Raw genomic sequence first — 14633 nt, forward strand, 5'->3', positions numbered from 1 at the left:
AGTGGTGGTTTTCTATCCAGCGGCGAAGCGTGAGGTGAACGATGCGCGGCGACCGCTTGGCGATCGGTAGACACACCCCCCTCGGGTTCGATTACCGCTCGCAGGATCCGCTGTCGAGGTGGAAGTACCGCGCGTTGGCCCAGCGGCAGAGCCGGATGCCGACGACAATGCCGGCGATCGTGACCAAGGCGGGGAGGTACCCGCTGGCGACCTGCACGATCGGGATTGCCGGACAGCCACCCGAGATCGCCCAGCCGGTGCCGAAGAGCACTGCGCCGGGGATCACGCCGGCATGGATGCGCCCCGGGGTGCGGCGGACGCGCAATACGGCGAATACCACCACGATGATCGCTACGGCGCCGGCGAAGGCCAGGAGCATGCGAAGCTCCTGGAAGGTGAACATGCGGTTCAACTCGGCGTAGTCACCGAACCCGATGTTCGCGACGGTGTAGCCGAGCGCCAGACCAGCGATGATGTTGGCGACGAGGATCCCACCCCGGGTGCGCATCAGATCACCTTCCACAGCAGGAACGACACGAGGACGCCGGTGCCGAAGAAGACGGCAGTCGCGACGATGCTGACCGGCTGTAGCCGACCACAGCCATTGAGCCCGTGACCGCTGCTGCACCCTCCGGCGAGACGGGTGCCGAAGCCGACGAGCACACCGCCGACGAACAGCGCGCCGATCATCGCGATCGGTTTGTCGGTCACGATCTGGGCGAAGGCGGCGCCCATGTCGAGCCGGAGCTGGAACCGGCCGGTGGTAACCGCCGCCACCCAGCCGCCGACGAAGACCGACAGGAGCAGGGCGACCTGGCTGATCAGGGGTGCCGGCAGCAGGCTCGCCAGTGCGGGACTCGCCGCCGCTCGCGGTCGCCCGTCCTGTTCCGAGGTCCGCGCGTCGCCGTGCGGCGCGCGACGCGCGGCAGGTGCGGCGGAACCGGCTCCGAACTGGTCGGCGGCGGCTGCGGCGAGAGCCTCGGTGAGGACCCGTTCGTCAGCGAACTGGGCGTTCACCCGTTCGACACGGCGTTCGGCGCGCCAGTGCAGCACCCGGTCCCAGGCACCGGACACCCCGAAGGATCGATCGGTCGTGACGGCGTAGTTGATGGTGGTGAGGGCGAGCCCGACAGCCCCGGCCCACCAGGGCCAGTATTCGTTCATGCGGAACCTGCGATCCATTCTGAGAGGCGGGTCCACCAACGAGCCCGCCGAGGCGCCGGTGGGGTCGATGGCATTTCGGAAGGGTGCGGACCCGGTGCGGGTGACCCGGGGTTGACGCCTTGAGCTGCCGGTACCTCGTTGGACTCCCGGACCGGTACCGGCTCGAACCGCTGCGGGGGCCCCGGATCGAACCGTGACGGCGCCTGTGGCGGACCGGCCGGGCCTGACCCGCCGGCGGCGGGAGTGCGTCTCAGGTGTGACGCGTCGACTCCATTCGGCAGGAGCGTGATCGGCACGAGCCGCCCCGTCCGGGACAGCTTGTACCGAGCACACGTCCGCCAACCCTCCGCACTGTCGCAGTAGTAGCTCCGCCAGTCGCGCAAGCTTGCGTTGAGCAGTGGGAAGAGGGGGCATTCCCGCACGTGTGAGCAGGCCATGTCGCTCCGATCTGGCCAGCGTCACCCGGGGTGAATGGGCGGGTTGGCATGAGTTGGAGGGGTAGGTCTCGGTCAGCGAGCATACATACCGTATGGACAAACGGCGATCCGGGGGTGATCATGGCAAAACGCCGCTGATCAACGGCCGGGTCGCGCCCGACTCCGGCCGCGGCGCAGTCGGACGTCTGCACCCGAACCCCTTGGAGGTGGCCCTCCTCGGCCTCCGCCTTCGACCACGTCGTCGCAACCCGGAACATTCAATATCGACGGTCCTGCCGGGTGTGCGATCATGTGCCGTCCCCTCTACCACTTTCGGAGGATTCCTCATGCGACAGCGTCGGCGCGTGGCGCGCGCGGCCCTCACCGCAGCCGCCGCCACGGCCCTGCTCGGGATTGCCGCCCCGGCCTGGGCCACCGGCAACCCGCACAACCCGCCGGGCGACAACGGCACCGTGAAGATCGACGGGATGCCCTTCTCAGACAAGGTCGACAACGAGCCACACGTCACCTGCGAGTTCGAGCTCGAGTTCTTCAACTTCGACGAGAACCAGAAGGCGAACCTCACCCTCTGGGCGCAGCCGCCGTCGAGCACGCCGAAGGACAAGATCGTCTGGTCTCGGCAGAACGTGCTGATCAGCAACGATCCGGCCTCTGGCGCGGAGAACGACCACGACGAGGTCATCCGGCTCTCCGCCAACGACCTCGACCTGTCCGGCCTCACGCAGAAGCAGCAGGGCTACCACATCAAGCTCGACGTGGAGCTGATCGGCGGCAAGTCGGCCGACGGCAAGCACAAGGTGTTCTGGCTGAAGCCGTGCGCCTCCTCGGAGTCGCCATCGCCGAACCCGTCGACCCCGGGCGGTTCGGAGAACCCCTCCGAGATTCCTTCCGGCACCCCGGGTGCCCCGGGTTCATCCGTGGGTGGCGGCACCGGTGGCGGCGGTACCGAGGGCGGCCTGCCGATCACCGGTGTGGCTGCCACGAGCATCTCGCTCACCGGCCTCGCGCTGATCGGCGGCGGTGTCCTGCTGATGGCGCTGCGCCGTCGCCGGGACAAGATCCGCTTCACCAGCTGACCTCCGCGCCACTCGGGAACCGGCCGTCGGACCTCGCGTCCGGCGGCCGGTTCCGTTCTCGGCCGTGCCGCTGCGGCATGGGCGACGAAGAACGGGTGCGACGGAGAACGTGGCGATACAGCCGATGGAACATTCCACGTTGATGCTTGAACAGTCAACGAAGACTCGTCACTCAAGGGTTACCTCGTGCTACCGGAGCGACCTACTCTCCGCACCATGTCTGACATCTCCCGCCGCAGGCTTCTCGGCGCCGTCGCCGGTGGCGCCGCCCTTTCCTTTCTGCCCCCGTCACTGCTCAAGGCGATGGCCGCGCCGCTGCCTCCCGGCGGTATGGATGCGATTGAACACGTCATCATCCTGATGCAGGAGAACCGTTCCTTCGACAACTACTACGGCACCCTCAAGGGCGTGCGCGGCTTCGGCGACCGTACGCCGCTGCGTCTGCCCACCGGGGCCACCGCCTTCGAGCAGCCGCGGTCCGGTGGTGGCAAGGTCCTGCCGTTCTCGGCCCGGCAGGCGGCGGTCGACGCCGGCCGCCGCGAGAGCGACATCCAGTACCTCGGTGCGCTCCCGCACGGCTTCTCCGACGCCAACCAGGCCCGGGCGAACGGCTGGTGGAACGACTGGATCGCGGCCAAGGGCCAGAGCACCATGGCCTTCTACGACCGGCGCGACATCCCTCTCCAATACGAACTGGCCGACCGTTTCACCATCTGCGACGCCTACTTCTGCTCGGTCTACGGCTCGACCAACCCCAACCGCAACTACCTGTGGACCGGCACGACCGGCTACGAGCCGGACGGCGTCAACCGGGCGGTCACCAACGCCGCCTACTCCTACACCCACGCGGGCTACGACTGGACGACGTACCCCGAGCGGTTGGAGGCCGCTGGCGTCTCCTGGCAGATCTACCAGGAGTGGGACAACTTCACCGACAACGCGGTGGAGTACTTCCGGCCCTGGAAGGAGATCGGCCGGAAGATCCTCGCCAAGGTCAGCGGCCAGTACTCGACCACCGAGCAGTTCTACGACAGCCTGTGGGGCAAGACCGCGGACCAGCGGAAGGCCGCACTGGCCCAGTTCCAGCAGGGTGTCGACGCGCTGACCGAAGCGGAACGTCGGCTGTTCATGCGGGGCGCCTACCGCTCCGAGCCGAACACCCTCGTCCAGCGCATCCGAACCGACATCAAGAACGGCACGCTGCCGAAGGTGAGTTGGCTGGTTCCGACGGCGGCGCTCTCCGAGCACCCCAGCTCCTCCACCCCGGTCGGCAGCGCCAACCTCATCTACGACGTTCTCGACGCCATCGCGAGCGACCCGAAGACCTGGTCGAAGACGGCCCTGTTCATCAACTTCGACGAGAACGACGGCTACTTCGACCACGTGCCGGCCCCGGTCGAGCCCCGGCCGGACTCCGGCAACAGCGACGACTGGTTCAACGGCCTCCCCATCGGCCCCGGCCCGCGGGTGCCGATGACTGTCATCTCACCGTGGACGGTGGGCGGTTTCGTCTGCTCGGAAGCGTTCGACCACACCTCGGTCATCCGGTTCCTGGAGAAGTGGACCGGTGTCCAGGAGCCCAACATCAGCGCCTGGCGCCGCAGCGTGTTCGGCGACCTGACCTCCGCCTTCGACTTCAACCGCGGATACGCGCAGCCCAAGTTGGAGCAGCCCGGCCCGGTGCCGTCGGCGGTCGGCCGCTGGAACCCCGTACCGCCGAAGAAGCAGTCGCTCCCGGCGCAGGAGGCCGGCACCCGCCCGACGCGACCCTCGCCGTACCGGCTGTCCCTGCGGGCCGACGTCACGGGCTCCGGCGTCCGCCTCCGGCTCGGCAACGCGGGCACCACCGCCGCGACGTTCACCGCCTACCCGGGTGACGGCACCGCGCCGCGCGCGTGGACCGTCGCCGCAGGCGGGACCGCCGACAACACCGTCGGGTACGACGCCGACGGCTACGACCTGCAGGTCACTGGCCCCGGCTGGTCCGTCTGGGAGCTGCGCGGCACCGGTGTGGGCGCCGAGGCGTACCTGGTCGAGCAGGCCGTCCCCGGCCAGGTGAAGGTCCGGTGCGCCAACCCCTCCACCGCCACCCGCACACTCCTCGTCGGCGAGTCGGTCTACCCGCGCAACCCCGGCGACCATGTCCAGACCGTCACCCTCGCGCCCGGCGAGACCCAGACCGTGCCGATCCACCTCCCCGACCACGGCTGGTACGACGTCGTGGTCGTCGACCAGGAGGACCCGGCGTTCCTGCGCCGGATGACCGGCCGCCTGGCCGACGGCAGGCCCGGCGTCACCGACCCGGCGACCGGTGTCGCCCCGGCGCTGGCCGCGACGATCACCCTGCCGGAGCCGCTGCCCTCCCTGGACACGCCGTTCGCGCAGGGCAGCCCGGCCGATGTCGTCGTCACCGTGCGGAACCAGGCCGACGCCAAGCTCGACCGGCTCTCGGTCGCCCTGCTCGCCCCCTCCGGCTGGACGGTCGAACGGACCGCCGCGGCGCCGACGGTGGTTGCCGCCGGCGACACGGCCGAGGTGCGCTTCACCGTCACGCCCGCCCCGAACGCCACCGCAGGCAGCCTGGTGGTCGCCGCCCACGGCGACGGCAACGGCCTGCTGAGGCTCGCCGACACACGGGTCCGCACCCGGGTCGCCCCGGCGACGAGCGTCTCGCTGACCGGTCCGGCGAGTTCGCCCGGCACCGACGGCACAGTGATCTCGCCGGGCAGGCCGGTCACCCTGACCGCCACCGTCACCAATGCCGGCGCCACCCTGCTTACCAACCTGGCCGCCACGCTGGCCCTCCCGACGGGCTGGACCGCCACCCCCAGGGGCGACGCGCCGACGGCCGTTCCGGCCCGCTCCTCCGCCCGGCTGGAGTGGGACGTCGTCGCGCCCGCCTCGGCGGCGCGCGTCTCCGGCAGCCTCAAGGCGACCGTCATGGCGAACCTGAGCGGCAGCGTCCAGCAGGCGACGGCGTCCCTGGCCGCCAGGACCGGGCCGGTCATGACCGGCTACCTGCTCGCGGAGGACTTCGAGTCCGTCGTCCCCGCGCTCGCCCCGGCGGCCGACCTCAGCCGGCCCGGCCTGCTCGGCTGGACCCGGACCACCCCCGAGGGCTGGACGGTCACCAACGCGCCGGCCATGCCGCAGGGCACCCGGGAACTGCAGGGCTGGACCTTCCTGTCCAAGCAGTTCTGGTTCCCCGGCGGGCAGAACCGCCCCAACTTCAGCCGCTCTCTCGGCGTCGTCGCGGTCGCCGACCCCGACGACTGGGACGACACCGGCAGCCCGTCCGGCCGGGGTCGGTTCGACTCGACCCTGACCACCCCGGCGGTGGCCATCCCATCGGGTACCTCCACCCTCCACCTGGGCTTCGACTCCCACTACCGGCAGGAGAGCCCGCAGGAGGCCGAGGTCACCGTCCAGTTCGACACCGGCGACAAGGTCCAGCTGCTGCGCTACAGCAGCGCCACCTCCGGGAACACCAACCAGGGCCAGGACCAGGAGAACCGGCTCGTCCGGCTCTCCTGCCCCGTCCCGGCCGGGGCCACGTCGGCGAAGGTCAACTTTCGGATCTTCAATGCGGGCAACAACTGGTACTGGGCGATCGACAACGTCCGCCTGGGCACCAGCCCGATCGCGGACGCCTGACCGGCCGGCGGCCTGACCGCCCCCGCGCGGGGACGCATGATCGTCCCCGCGCGGAGCCGCGGTGCCGGCCAGGAGGCGGGCCGGCCGGTACGGCGGGCCCGCCTCCTGGCCTGAGCGCCGGCGGCACCTGCTCGCCCGACGGTGTCGCCCTCGACATCGCCCCGGTCCGGCAATACCGTGCCGCAGTGGATCTCTTCTCACGCTCTTGGGCAGCGTTGCGCACGGCGGTCGCCGAACTCCCGGACGAGGACTTCGCACAGCCGTCCGGCTGTACCGGCTGGCTCGTGCGGGACCTGGTCTGCCACCTGATCATCGACGCTCAGGACGTCCTGATCACCCTCGTGACCCCCGCCGAAACGGAACCGACCCGGAACGCGGCGTCCTACTGGGACGTCGCCGAAACGCCGCCGACCGGCGACGACCCGCTCGACGCGCTGATCGTCCGCCTGGCCGCCGCCTACGAGGATCCGGGGCTGCTGAAGTTCCACCTCGACGACGTCGGCTCCGCCGCCGGACGCGCCGCCGAACTCGCCGACCCGGCGGTCCGGGTCGGCACGCGTGGCGAGGTCCTCACCGTGGAGGACTACCTGTCCGCTTACGTCCTGGAGTGGACGCTGCACCACCTCGACCTGACCGCGCATCTCCCGGGCGCGGCGGACCCGCCCGCCGAGGGGCTCGCCTGGTCACGCGAGCTGCTGGAAAAGATCGCCGGGGCCTCGTTCCCCGCGTCCTTCTCCGACCGGGATGCGCTGCTCGTCGGCACCGGACGCCGCGCGCCGACCGACGCGGAAAAGGTCGAACTGGGCGAGCTGGTCGCGAAGCTCCCGTTCATCCTCGGCTGAGCCGGCCTTCGGATGATCCCTCCCGCCGTAACTCGATCCAGAGCGGCCCGGGCACGGGGCGTCGCGCCGTGGCGCGGCTTGGCGATCGAGGCGGTCTGGACGGCCAGGGCGTTGGCCGACACGACGATGGCTATGCCGAGCCACTCGTGCGGTTCCAGGACCTGGCCGAGGAGGGCGAGGCCGGCCAGCGCGGCCAGCACCGGGTGGATGCTCATGAACACGCCGAAGAAGCGGGCCGGCACGGTACGCAGCGCGACCAGGTCGGCGGCGTAGGGCACCACCGAGCTGAGGACGCCCGCACCGACGGCGTAGAGGATCGCGGTACCGGCCAGTCGTCCCTGCGCGAGCAGGATCGCCGCGACCGGCAGGTAGAGCAGCGCAGACACCAGGGTTGCCGCCGCCGGTGCCTGCAACCCCGGCAGGCGGGCCCCGACGAGCCGGTTGAGCAGGATGTACGCCGCCCAACACGCCGCCGCGAGCAGGCCGAGCCCCACTCCGAGGTAGTTGCTGGCCGGACCCGGTAGGACCAGAACGTACACGCCGACGCAGGCGCCCGCCGCGCAGAGCAGGTCGAGCCGGGTTCGGGAACCGGCCAGGGCGACGGCGAGCGGGCCGAGGAACTCCAGGGTGACGGCCAGACCGAGCCCGACCCGGTCGATCGCGGTGTAGAGACTGAGGTTCATCGTGGCGAAGACCAGCCCGAGCAGCAGGGTCGGCCACCATTGCGCCCAGGTGAAGCGGCGCAGGTTCGGGCGTACGGCCGGCAGGAGCACTGCCGCCGCGACGAACTGCCGCACGGCGACGACCCCGGCGGGCCCGAGGGCGGCGAACGCGTGCGCACCCAGGGCCGCCCCGACCTGGCTGCTCGCCGCACTTCCGGTCATTGTGACGATCCCGCGCAGCAGCGGCCCACGGTCGGCTCCAGCCGGTTGACAGAGGCCCTGAGCAGCAACTTCACCTGCCGTCTTCACGGTCATGAAGGCAGTGTCGACCCGCACCGACTGATACGAGAAATGCACTAGCCGCCAGAGTTATACGCTTGGCGTATGGATGTGCAGCTGCGTCAGCTCCGTACCCTCGTCGCGGTGGTCGACGTCGGCACCTTCACCGACGCGGCGGCTGTCCTGGGCGTCTCCCAGGCGGCGGTCTCACGTTCCGTCAGCGCCTTGGAGGCGGCGCTCGGCGCTCGCCTGCTCCAGCGAACGACCCGGCACGTCTCGCTCACCCCCACCGGCACCCGCGTCGTCGCCGCCGCCCGCCGGGTACTCGACGAGGTCGCCCACCTGCAACGGATCGTCGAGGAGTCCCGCACCGAGCTGCGCGTCGGCTATGCCTGGGCGGCGCTGGGCAAACACACCAGACGGCTGCAGAAGACGTGGGCCGCCGCCCACCCCCAGGTGCCGCTGGTGTTCGTCCAGTCCAACACCCCGACCGCCGGGCTCAGCGAAGGCACCGCCGACGTCGCCGTGATCCGCCGGCACCTGGCCGATCCCCGTTTCGACACGGCGCTACTCGGCGTGGAGGCCCGCTACGCCGCCGTGGCCACCGACAACCCGCTGGCCCGGCGACGATCGGTACGCACCGCCGACCTGGCCAGGTACCCCGTCGCCATCGACAGCCGGACCGGCACCACCACAACCGCCCTGTTCCCGCCTGGTGCCGAACCCACGACCATCCGCACCACCCACGGCGTCGACGAGTGGCTCACCCTCATCGCCGCCGGCCAGGCGGTCGGCATCACCGCCGAGGCCACCGCCAACCAGAATCCCAGACCCGGGGTGGCGTACCGCGCCGTCCGCGACGCCCAGCCGATACCGGTCTGGCTGGCGTGGTGGAAGGACGACCCACCCGCCCAGCTCACCGAACTCGTCAACCTGGCCTGCGAGACCTACCGGTCCGGCCAACCCCGGCAGGACCGCCCCGCGTAGCGGAGCGCGCCGCCGCCTTTGCCGAAGGGCCCATTTGGAACTGCCTGGCACTGCCAGATCTCGACCGATGATCACACAGGTTGGCGAAGACCGCTCACGCCGGGTTACCTGTACGGCGCGTACTGGACGCTGCGGGACCAACGCCGCCAGAAGGGTAGCGGTAGGCAGCCGGCAGGCGCTTCGCCTCCGATCTCGGTCTCCACTGATCCATCGGCGAGTGTGACCGAGACGGCCGAGCGGCCCGGAGCGAGCACCTCCCGGACCCTGCCGGCGATCACTGAGCGGGCGATGTCCTCGAGCAGGGCGACGTCTTCAGGGCCGGCTTCCAGTTCCCATCGGCCGCCGTAGTCACCGACCCCGAGGATGAGTTCATCGGAGAAGTCCGTCCATCCGAAGGCACGAGCATCGGGGTTTTCTGGTGTGACGTCCACCGTTATCCCGCCCTCGATGGTGTCGACCTCCACAGTCGCCACCCCTGCCAACTCCTGCGCCAACTGCCTCGCGATTTTCAGAGTTGGTGTCCGGGGCAGTTGACCGTCACGGCCGTGCTCGTCTGTCACGCGGTCAGTCTGCCAAGCCGTCGGGGGTGAGGCGGACGCTGCGGTCACGTCTGCCCGTCTCCTGACGGTGAGCGGTCCGCAGCTGATCCGCACGAGGTCGACGGATGGCGGGGAGTGGTGTGAGACGTCGCTGCTCTCGCCTGTCACCGGCGATCCCGAGGCTCGCGCCAGTTGCCCGTTGGGACGGCCGACGATGTCGCGCGGGCGGGCCGTGTTCCGTAGGGCGCGGACCTGCGGGGCGGACAGGTACTTTCTTGGCCCCGGCCGATACGAACTCCGACGGCCGGGTGTGCAGGCGGCTGATGGTCTTCGGTGCGGGCTTTCCCTACAACAGCAGGAAGAAGCCGATGAGAGCGTCTCGACCGGCCGGCGGCAGGCAGCAACGGCAGCGTCCGCTCTGTCGATGTGACCGATCCGGTGTCCCAACCAGTCATCAGAGTGGAGTCCGCCACAGCACGGGAGTGAACCTTGGATCAGAACCTGCGGCTACTCTTCGCCCGCGCCCTGGCTGACGAGCCCGAGCCGCCGCCGGGTGACCTGGCCGGCCAGGCCATGGCCACCGGTACCAACCTTCGCCGCCGCCGACACCGGTTGGTGGCGGCGGGCGTGGCCACCGTCGCGGCGTTGGGGGCGGTGAACGTGGCGACACCGGCGGAGCGTTCGGCGCCACCGGCGACGGTGCCAGCAGGGTTTGCGATGCTGGTGAACCCGGCGTGCGAGTCTCCGGTCCAGGACACTTCAACGGATGTTTCGCTCTTCCTCACCGCAGACATCACCGATCAACAGCGCAGCGCGGTGGCAAGCATGCTGCACGTCGATCCGGCGGTCCGCACCATGATGTACGAAAGCCGCGAACAGGCCCTGATCAGGTATCGAAAGATATTCGAGGACGCGCCGCAACTCGTCGGCGCCGTCAAAGCCAGCCAGCTGCCGGAGTCGTTCCGGATCAAGCTGGCCGGGCGGTCGCAGTACGTCAACCTGGCGGCTCGCGTCGAGCGTATGCCCGGGGTCGACGAAGTCGTCGGCAGCGAATGCCCGCCCGGCACGAACGCCTGGGCGGCCAGGTGATGGCGGATGCCCGGACCGACCCCGCGGGATCACTCCCTGACGCCAGGCACGGTCTCGTGGCCCGGTGGGGCGTGGCCCGACGGCGTGAGCAAACCGCTCGGCAGGCGGAGTTCACCGCGTTCGTGGAGGCCACCGCGCCGAGGCTGCGGCGTACCGCCTACTTGATGTGCCGGGACTGGCATCTCGCACAGGACCTGACCCAGATCACCTTCGCGAAGATGTACGCGGCGTGGGGCAGAATCCGACACGCCACAAATCTCGAGGCGTACAGCCGCCGCGTCCTGATGAACGCCGTCTTCGACCAGAAGAAGCGGCGCAGCCACGCCGAACTCGTGCTCGCCGAACTGCCCGAGGCGGCGCACCGACGGCCCGACGACACCGTGGAACTGCACGTCGCCCTGCTGCAGGCCCTGGCCGCCCTGCCCATCCGCGACCAGGCCATCCTGGTGCTCCGCCATTGGGAGGATCAGAGCGTCGAAACAGTGGCCGGCATCCTCAACGTATCGGTGTCAGTGGTGAAGACTCAGAACGCCCGTGCACTGAACAGACTGCGGGCACTGCTCGGCGAGGACTTCGTACGGACCTGACGGCCCGCGGCCAGCCTGGCCGTCCGTCTCGCGCCGATCCCAGGGATGGCGAGAGATGGAAATATTTGAGAGGCTGATCTTCACCTGCGTGATCGCGTCATGCGGCGACACGTCCGACGTGAGGGAGCGCCGTGCGTACACCTTCCCGAATCCGATCACTCGCCGTCGCCGGTGCGGCGGTCCTTCTTGCCGTGATGGCATCTCCTGCCCAGGCCCACGAGCCGTGGGACGACGGGTCCGTTCCACCGCCCCCGCCCAGCAGCCCGGCCGACGGCTACAGCCGTAACATGCACCTGCTCTCCACCGCCGCGCACACCGGTGGCGTCAACTCCGACCTCGCCTTCTCCGGCAACCTCGTCTTCGCCGGCCACTACGGCGGCTTCCGGATCATCGACATCTCCGAGCCGGGAGCGCCGGTCGAGTTGGCCGACGTGCACTGCAACGGTCCCCAGGGCGACGTCTCGGTCTGGGGCGGATTGCTGTTCCTGTCCGTGGACACGCCGCAGAGCACGCCAGGCTGCGAGGGATCCCGTAACGTCACCGCGTCCACCCCCGGCGCATGGGAAGGGGTCCGCGTCTTCGACGTCAGCGACCCGAGGGCGCCGCGGTTCCTGCAGGCGATCCGTACCGACTGCGGCTCGCACACCCACACCCTCGTGCCGCGTGAGGACGGCGGCACCTACCTCTACGTCGCGTCGTACCCGCTGAGCGCCAGCAACATCGGGCCGGACTGCCAGGCCCCGTTCGAGCGGATCTCGGTGATCGACGTGCCGGGTGGCGACGACGCCGCCGGCCTCGCCGCGAAGGTCGTCGCCGAGCCCACCGTCAAGGGGATCGACCTCATGTCCGGCGCGTCCGGCGACTTCTTCGCCTGCCACGACATCCAGGTCCTGACCCCGCGCAAGCTCGCCGCCGCGGCATGCCTGTCCCAGGGCCAGCTGTGGGACATCAGCAACCCCCTGGCCCCGCGCGTGATCGCCAACATCGACACACCGGACGTGGACATCTGGCACAGCGCGGCGTTCACCCACGACGGGAAGTACGTCACCTTCGGCGACGAGTACTTCGGGCCCGCGCAGGAGCCGTACGGGGCGCTCTGGACCTACGCGGTCGACAACCCGAGCGTCCCGTTGAGCCACCTGCGCATCCCGCGTGCCGAGCCGAACACCTACCACAACTTCAACTACGTGCCGGTCGCCGGCCGCAACATCCTGGTCTCCTCCGCGTACGGCTCGGGAACCTCGGTGGTTGACCTGACCGACCCGCGCAACCCGAAGGAGATCGGCTACTACGACATGCAGTCCAACCAGTGGTCGACCTACTGGTACAACGGCCTGATCGTCGCCAACGACATCTCCCGAGGTGTGGACGTGATCCGGTACAGCGGCCGCGAGACCGCCGGCGCCAGGAAGTTGCCGATGCTCAACCCGCAGACCCAGACGTTCCTGCTCAACTGACACACCTGCGAAGAAGCGGGCGGGCGCGAACGGTGCCCGCCCGCTTTCGTGTCGTACTGTCCAACCGCGCCGACGCCCGGTCGGCGTATGCGCGACCAGACCCGCTAGACTTTCATCCCAATCGGCGAAGAAGGAGTGCTCGGGCCCTCGCGGACCCGACCCGGGTGCAGATCGTCGAGTACCTCGCCCGGCACGCCCGGCCGATGAGCGTCGGCGAGATCGTCACCGCAGTCGGGCTGACCCGGTCCACTGGCTGCTTCCCGTCGGCCGCCGACGTGGTGATGGGTCGCCCGGCTACGCAGCCGAAGGGAGGCTGCTGATGGCCGACGTCACCGTCCGCCCCATGACGGCGGACGACGCCGACCGGGTCCTCGCCATCTACCAGGCCGGCCTCGACAGCGGCAACGCCAGCTTCGAGACCACCGCGCCGACCTGGGCGGCGTTCGACGCCGGCAGGTTGGCCGAACACCGGTTCGTAGCCATCGACGCAGACGACGCCGTCGTCGGCTGGGTCGCCGTCTCACCCACCTCGACCCGCGCCGTCTACGCGGGCGTGGTCGAGCATTCCGTCTACATCGACCCCGCCGCCCAGGGGCGCGGCGCCGGCCGACTGCTCCTGGGAACCCTGATCACGTCGACCGAGGCCGCCGGCATCTGGACCATCCAGTCCGGCGTCTTCCCCGAGAACGCCGCCAGCCTCGCCCTGCACCAGCGCGCCGGGTTCCGGGTCATCGGCACCCGCGAACGCGTCGGACGCCACCACGGCCACTGGCGCGACGTCATCCTCCTCGAACGCCGCAGCCCCACCATCACCTGACACTCGACCGCCGCCGTGGACCGGCGGCCTACCTGCTCGACGACGCGGGCTGGGTCGCCTCCGACCTCGAGGCGCTGCCCACCGGCGCCGACCTCGGCGCCGACTACCTGCCGCCGCTCGCCGAGCTGCCGCAGCTCAAGCCCCACCTGCGCTACGGCGTCCGCATGGACGCGATCAGCCGCCTCCCGGCGGGGGTGCCCGGCTCGCGCCTGCGCGACCACGTCGACGCCGGCCGCATCCGCCTGCTCACCGGCTCCTCCGTCCACGCGATCACCCCGGCCGGCGGGCGCGTCGCGGTCGTCGTCCGCCACGCCGACGGCACCGTGGAGTCGAAGAGCTACGGCCGGGTGCCCACCTTTCTCATGGCCACCGGCTACGAGCAGGTCCGCTCCGTCGTCGCCGCCCTCGCGGGCGACTGGACCGCCGCCCGCGACGTCCAGCTCGATTTGCCCGAGACCGGTGTCCGCAGCAGCAACGCCGCCGACTCCTCCGGCACCGACAGCTGCTGCGGCACCAGCCCCGAGCCGGTCGGCAAGGGCCTCGCCACCGGAAGCTCCGGCGGCCTGCTGTCCGCACCGCTGAACCTGATCAGCCTCGACACCCCGACCAGCGGCTGCTGCGCCAGCTAATGACCACCTCCACGATGACGCCCGCCGACCCCACCGTCGGCGGGCACCCCGGTGGCGCACGCGAAAGAACGCCACGAGGCGAGCGGCCGGATCATCCTGCCCGTCCGCTACGAGGCGCGTGGTGCTCGGCAGCGGCCCTCAGCGAGTCCTCTTCGTCGGCCGCTTGCGGGGTGGGGTCAACAGGTCGGCTATCGCCGCGATCGCGGACGGTACCACCCGGTAGTACGCCCAGACGCCGCGTTTCTCGCGTTCGAGCAGGCCGGCCTCGGTGAGGATCCGAAGGTGATGACTCACGGTCGGCTGGGAGAGACCGAGCGGGGCGGTGAGGTCACTTACGGACGCCTCGCCCTCCGGGGCGGACTGGATCAGGCTGAGCAGCCGCAGTCGGGCCGGGTCGGCGAATGCCTTCAGCAC

At 70.2% G+C, this 14633-nt stretch carries 12 protein-coding genes and 3 pseudogenes; 10 read left to right on the top strand and 5 right to left on the bottom strand.

The window, feature by feature from the left end:
- Positions 1 to 91: 91 nt before the first annotated feature.
- Complete coding sequence (locus ACGF4F_RS36450; protein ID WP_357446827.1) at positions 92 to 508, bottom strand: YeeE/YedE thiosulfate transporter family protein; 417 nt, start codon at positions 506 to 508, stop codon at positions 92 to 94.
- Positions 508 to 1164: a YeeE/YedE family protein gene (locus tag ACGF4F_RS36455; protein WP_393084909.1), complete on the bottom strand. Its 657-nt coding sequence runs from the start codon at positions 1162 to 1164 to the stop codon at positions 508 to 510. Before ACGF4F_RS36455 ends, ACGF4F_RS36450 begins: the two co-directional genes overlap by 1 nt.
- A 529-nt stretch (positions 1165 to 1693) precedes the next feature.
- Between ACGF4F_RS36455 and ACGF4F_RS36460 the strand changes: the two genes are divergently transcribed.
- From ACGF4F_RS36460 to ACGF4F_RS36470, 3 genes are all read left to right on the top strand, one after another.
- Positions 1694 to 2677 (top strand): hypothetical protein, encoded by a 984-nt coding sequence (locus tag ACGF4F_RS36460; protein WP_357446833.1) that lies wholly within the window; start codon positions 1694 to 1696, stop codon positions 2675 to 2677.
- 216 nt (positions 2678 to 2893) lie between these two features.
- A complete protein-coding gene (locus ACGF4F_RS36465) occupies positions 2894 to 6331 on the top strand; it encodes a phosphocholine-specific phospholipase C (RefSeq protein WP_393084912.1) in 3438 nt (1145 codons plus the stop codon).
- Positions 6332 to 6516: 185 nt separating this feature from the next.
- On the top strand, positions 6517 to 7173 hold the full coding sequence (locus ACGF4F_RS36470; RefSeq protein WP_393084915.1) for a maleylpyruvate isomerase N-terminal domain-containing protein: 657 nt from the start codon (positions 6517 to 6519) through the stop codon (positions 7171 to 7173).
- A 116-nt stretch (positions 7174 to 7289) separates the two neighbouring features.
- Here the strand turns inward: ACGF4F_RS36470 and ACGF4F_RS36475 are convergent.
- Positions 7290 to 8150, bottom strand: a pseudogene (locus ACGF4F_RS36475) (DMT family transporter); the annotation flags it as partial.
- A gap of 69 nt (positions 8151 to 8219) precedes the next feature.
- Here ACGF4F_RS36475 and ACGF4F_RS36480 point away from each other — a divergent pair.
- Positions 8220 to 9101 carry a LysR family transcriptional regulator gene (locus tag ACGF4F_RS36480; protein ID WP_393084918.1) on the top strand — a complete coding sequence of 294 codons (882 nt, stop codon included), beginning with the start codon at positions 8220 to 8222 and terminating at the stop codon, positions 9099 to 9101.
- 104 nt (positions 9102 to 9205) lie between these two features.
- Here the strand turns inward: ACGF4F_RS36480 and ACGF4F_RS36485 are convergent, their stop codons facing one another.
- On the bottom strand, positions 9206 to 9661 hold the full coding sequence (locus tag ACGF4F_RS36485) for a hypothetical protein (protein ID WP_393084921.1): 456 nt from the start codon (positions 9659 to 9661) through the stop codon (positions 9206 to 9208).
- A gap of 468 nt (positions 9662 to 10129) precedes the next feature.
- On the opposite strand from ACGF4F_RS36485, the gene ACGF4F_RS36490 reads away from it, so the two are divergent.
- From ACGF4F_RS36490 to ACGF4F_RS36515, 6 genes and pseudogenes are all read left to right on the top strand, one after another.
- Entirely contained in the window at positions 10130 to 10729 is a 600-nt protein-coding gene (locus ACGF4F_RS36490; protein WP_357446848.1) for a permease-like cell division protein FtsX, read from the top strand.
- A 71-nt stretch (positions 10730 to 10800) separates the two neighbouring features.
- Complete coding sequence (locus ACGF4F_RS36495) at positions 10801 to 11316, top strand: SigE family RNA polymerase sigma factor (RefSeq protein ID WP_357446851.1); 516 nt, start codon at positions 10801 to 10803, stop codon at positions 11314 to 11316.
- Positions 11317 to 11510: 194 nt separating this feature from the next.
- Positions 11511 to 12773: an LVIVD repeat-containing protein gene (locus ACGF4F_RS36500; RefSeq protein WP_393084924.1), complete on the top strand. Its 1263-nt coding sequence runs from the start codon at positions 11511 to 11513 to the stop codon at positions 12771 to 12773.
- A 140-nt stretch (positions 12774 to 12913) separates the two neighbouring features.
- Positions 12914 to 13093: pseudogene (locus tag ACGF4F_RS36505) on the top strand (ArsR/SmtB family transcription factor); the annotation flags it as partial.
- On the top strand, positions 13093 to 13590 hold the full coding sequence (locus ACGF4F_RS36510; RefSeq protein WP_357446858.1) for an N-acetyltransferase family protein: 498 nt from the start codon (positions 13093 to 13095) through the stop codon (positions 13588 to 13590). The pseudogene ACGF4F_RS36505 and the gene ACGF4F_RS36510, both read left to right, overlap by 1 nt.
- Before the next feature lie 323 nt (positions 13591 to 13913).
- Positions 13914 to 14219, top strand: a pseudogene (locus ACGF4F_RS36515) (flavoprotein); the annotation flags it as partial.
- Positions 14220 to 14357: 138 nt separating this feature from the next.
- Here ACGF4F_RS36515 and ACGF4F_RS36520 read toward each other — a convergent pair.
- A partial coding sequence (locus ACGF4F_RS36520) for an ArsR/SmtB family transcription factor (protein WP_393084927.1) occupies positions 14358 to 14633 on the bottom strand: 276 nt, incomplete at its 5' end.

Origin of the sequence: Micromonospora sp. NPDC047740, assembly GCF_043204735.1 — a bacterium.
Taxonomy (GTDB): domain Bacteria; phylum Actinomycetota; class Actinomycetes; order Mycobacteriales; family Micromonosporaceae; genus Micromonospora.

Excerpts from the sequence above, each read along its gene's own strand:
- ACGF4F_RS36510 (WP_357446858.1), top strand. The coding sequence starts at position 13,093 with ATGGCCGACGTCACCGTCCGCCCCATGACGGCGGACGACGCCGACCGG.
- ACGF4F_RS36460 (WP_357446833.1), top strand. The coding sequence starts at position 1,694 with ATGGACAAACGGCGATCCGGGGGTGATCATGGCAAAACGCCGCTGATC.
- ACGF4F_RS36465 (WP_393084912.1), top strand. The coding sequence starts at position 2,894 with ATGTCTGACATCTCCCGCCGCAGGCTTCTCGGCGCCGTCGCCGGTGGC.
- ACGF4F_RS36455 (WP_393084909.1), bottom strand. The coding sequence starts at position 1,164 with ATGAACGAATACTGGCCCTGGTGGGCCGGGGCTGTCGGGCTCGCCCTC.
- ACGF4F_RS36500 (WP_393084924.1), top strand. The coding sequence starts at position 11,511 with ATGGCATCTCCTGCCCAGGCCCACGAGCCGTGGGACGACGGGTCCGTT.
- ACGF4F_RS36450 (WP_357446827.1), bottom strand. The coding sequence starts at position 508 with ATGCGCACCCGGGGTGGGATCCTCGTCGCCAACATCATCGCTGGTCTG.
- ACGF4F_RS36480 (WP_393084918.1), top strand. The coding sequence starts at position 8,220 with ATGGATGTGCAGCTGCGTCAGCTCCGTACCCTCGTCGCGGTGGTCGAC.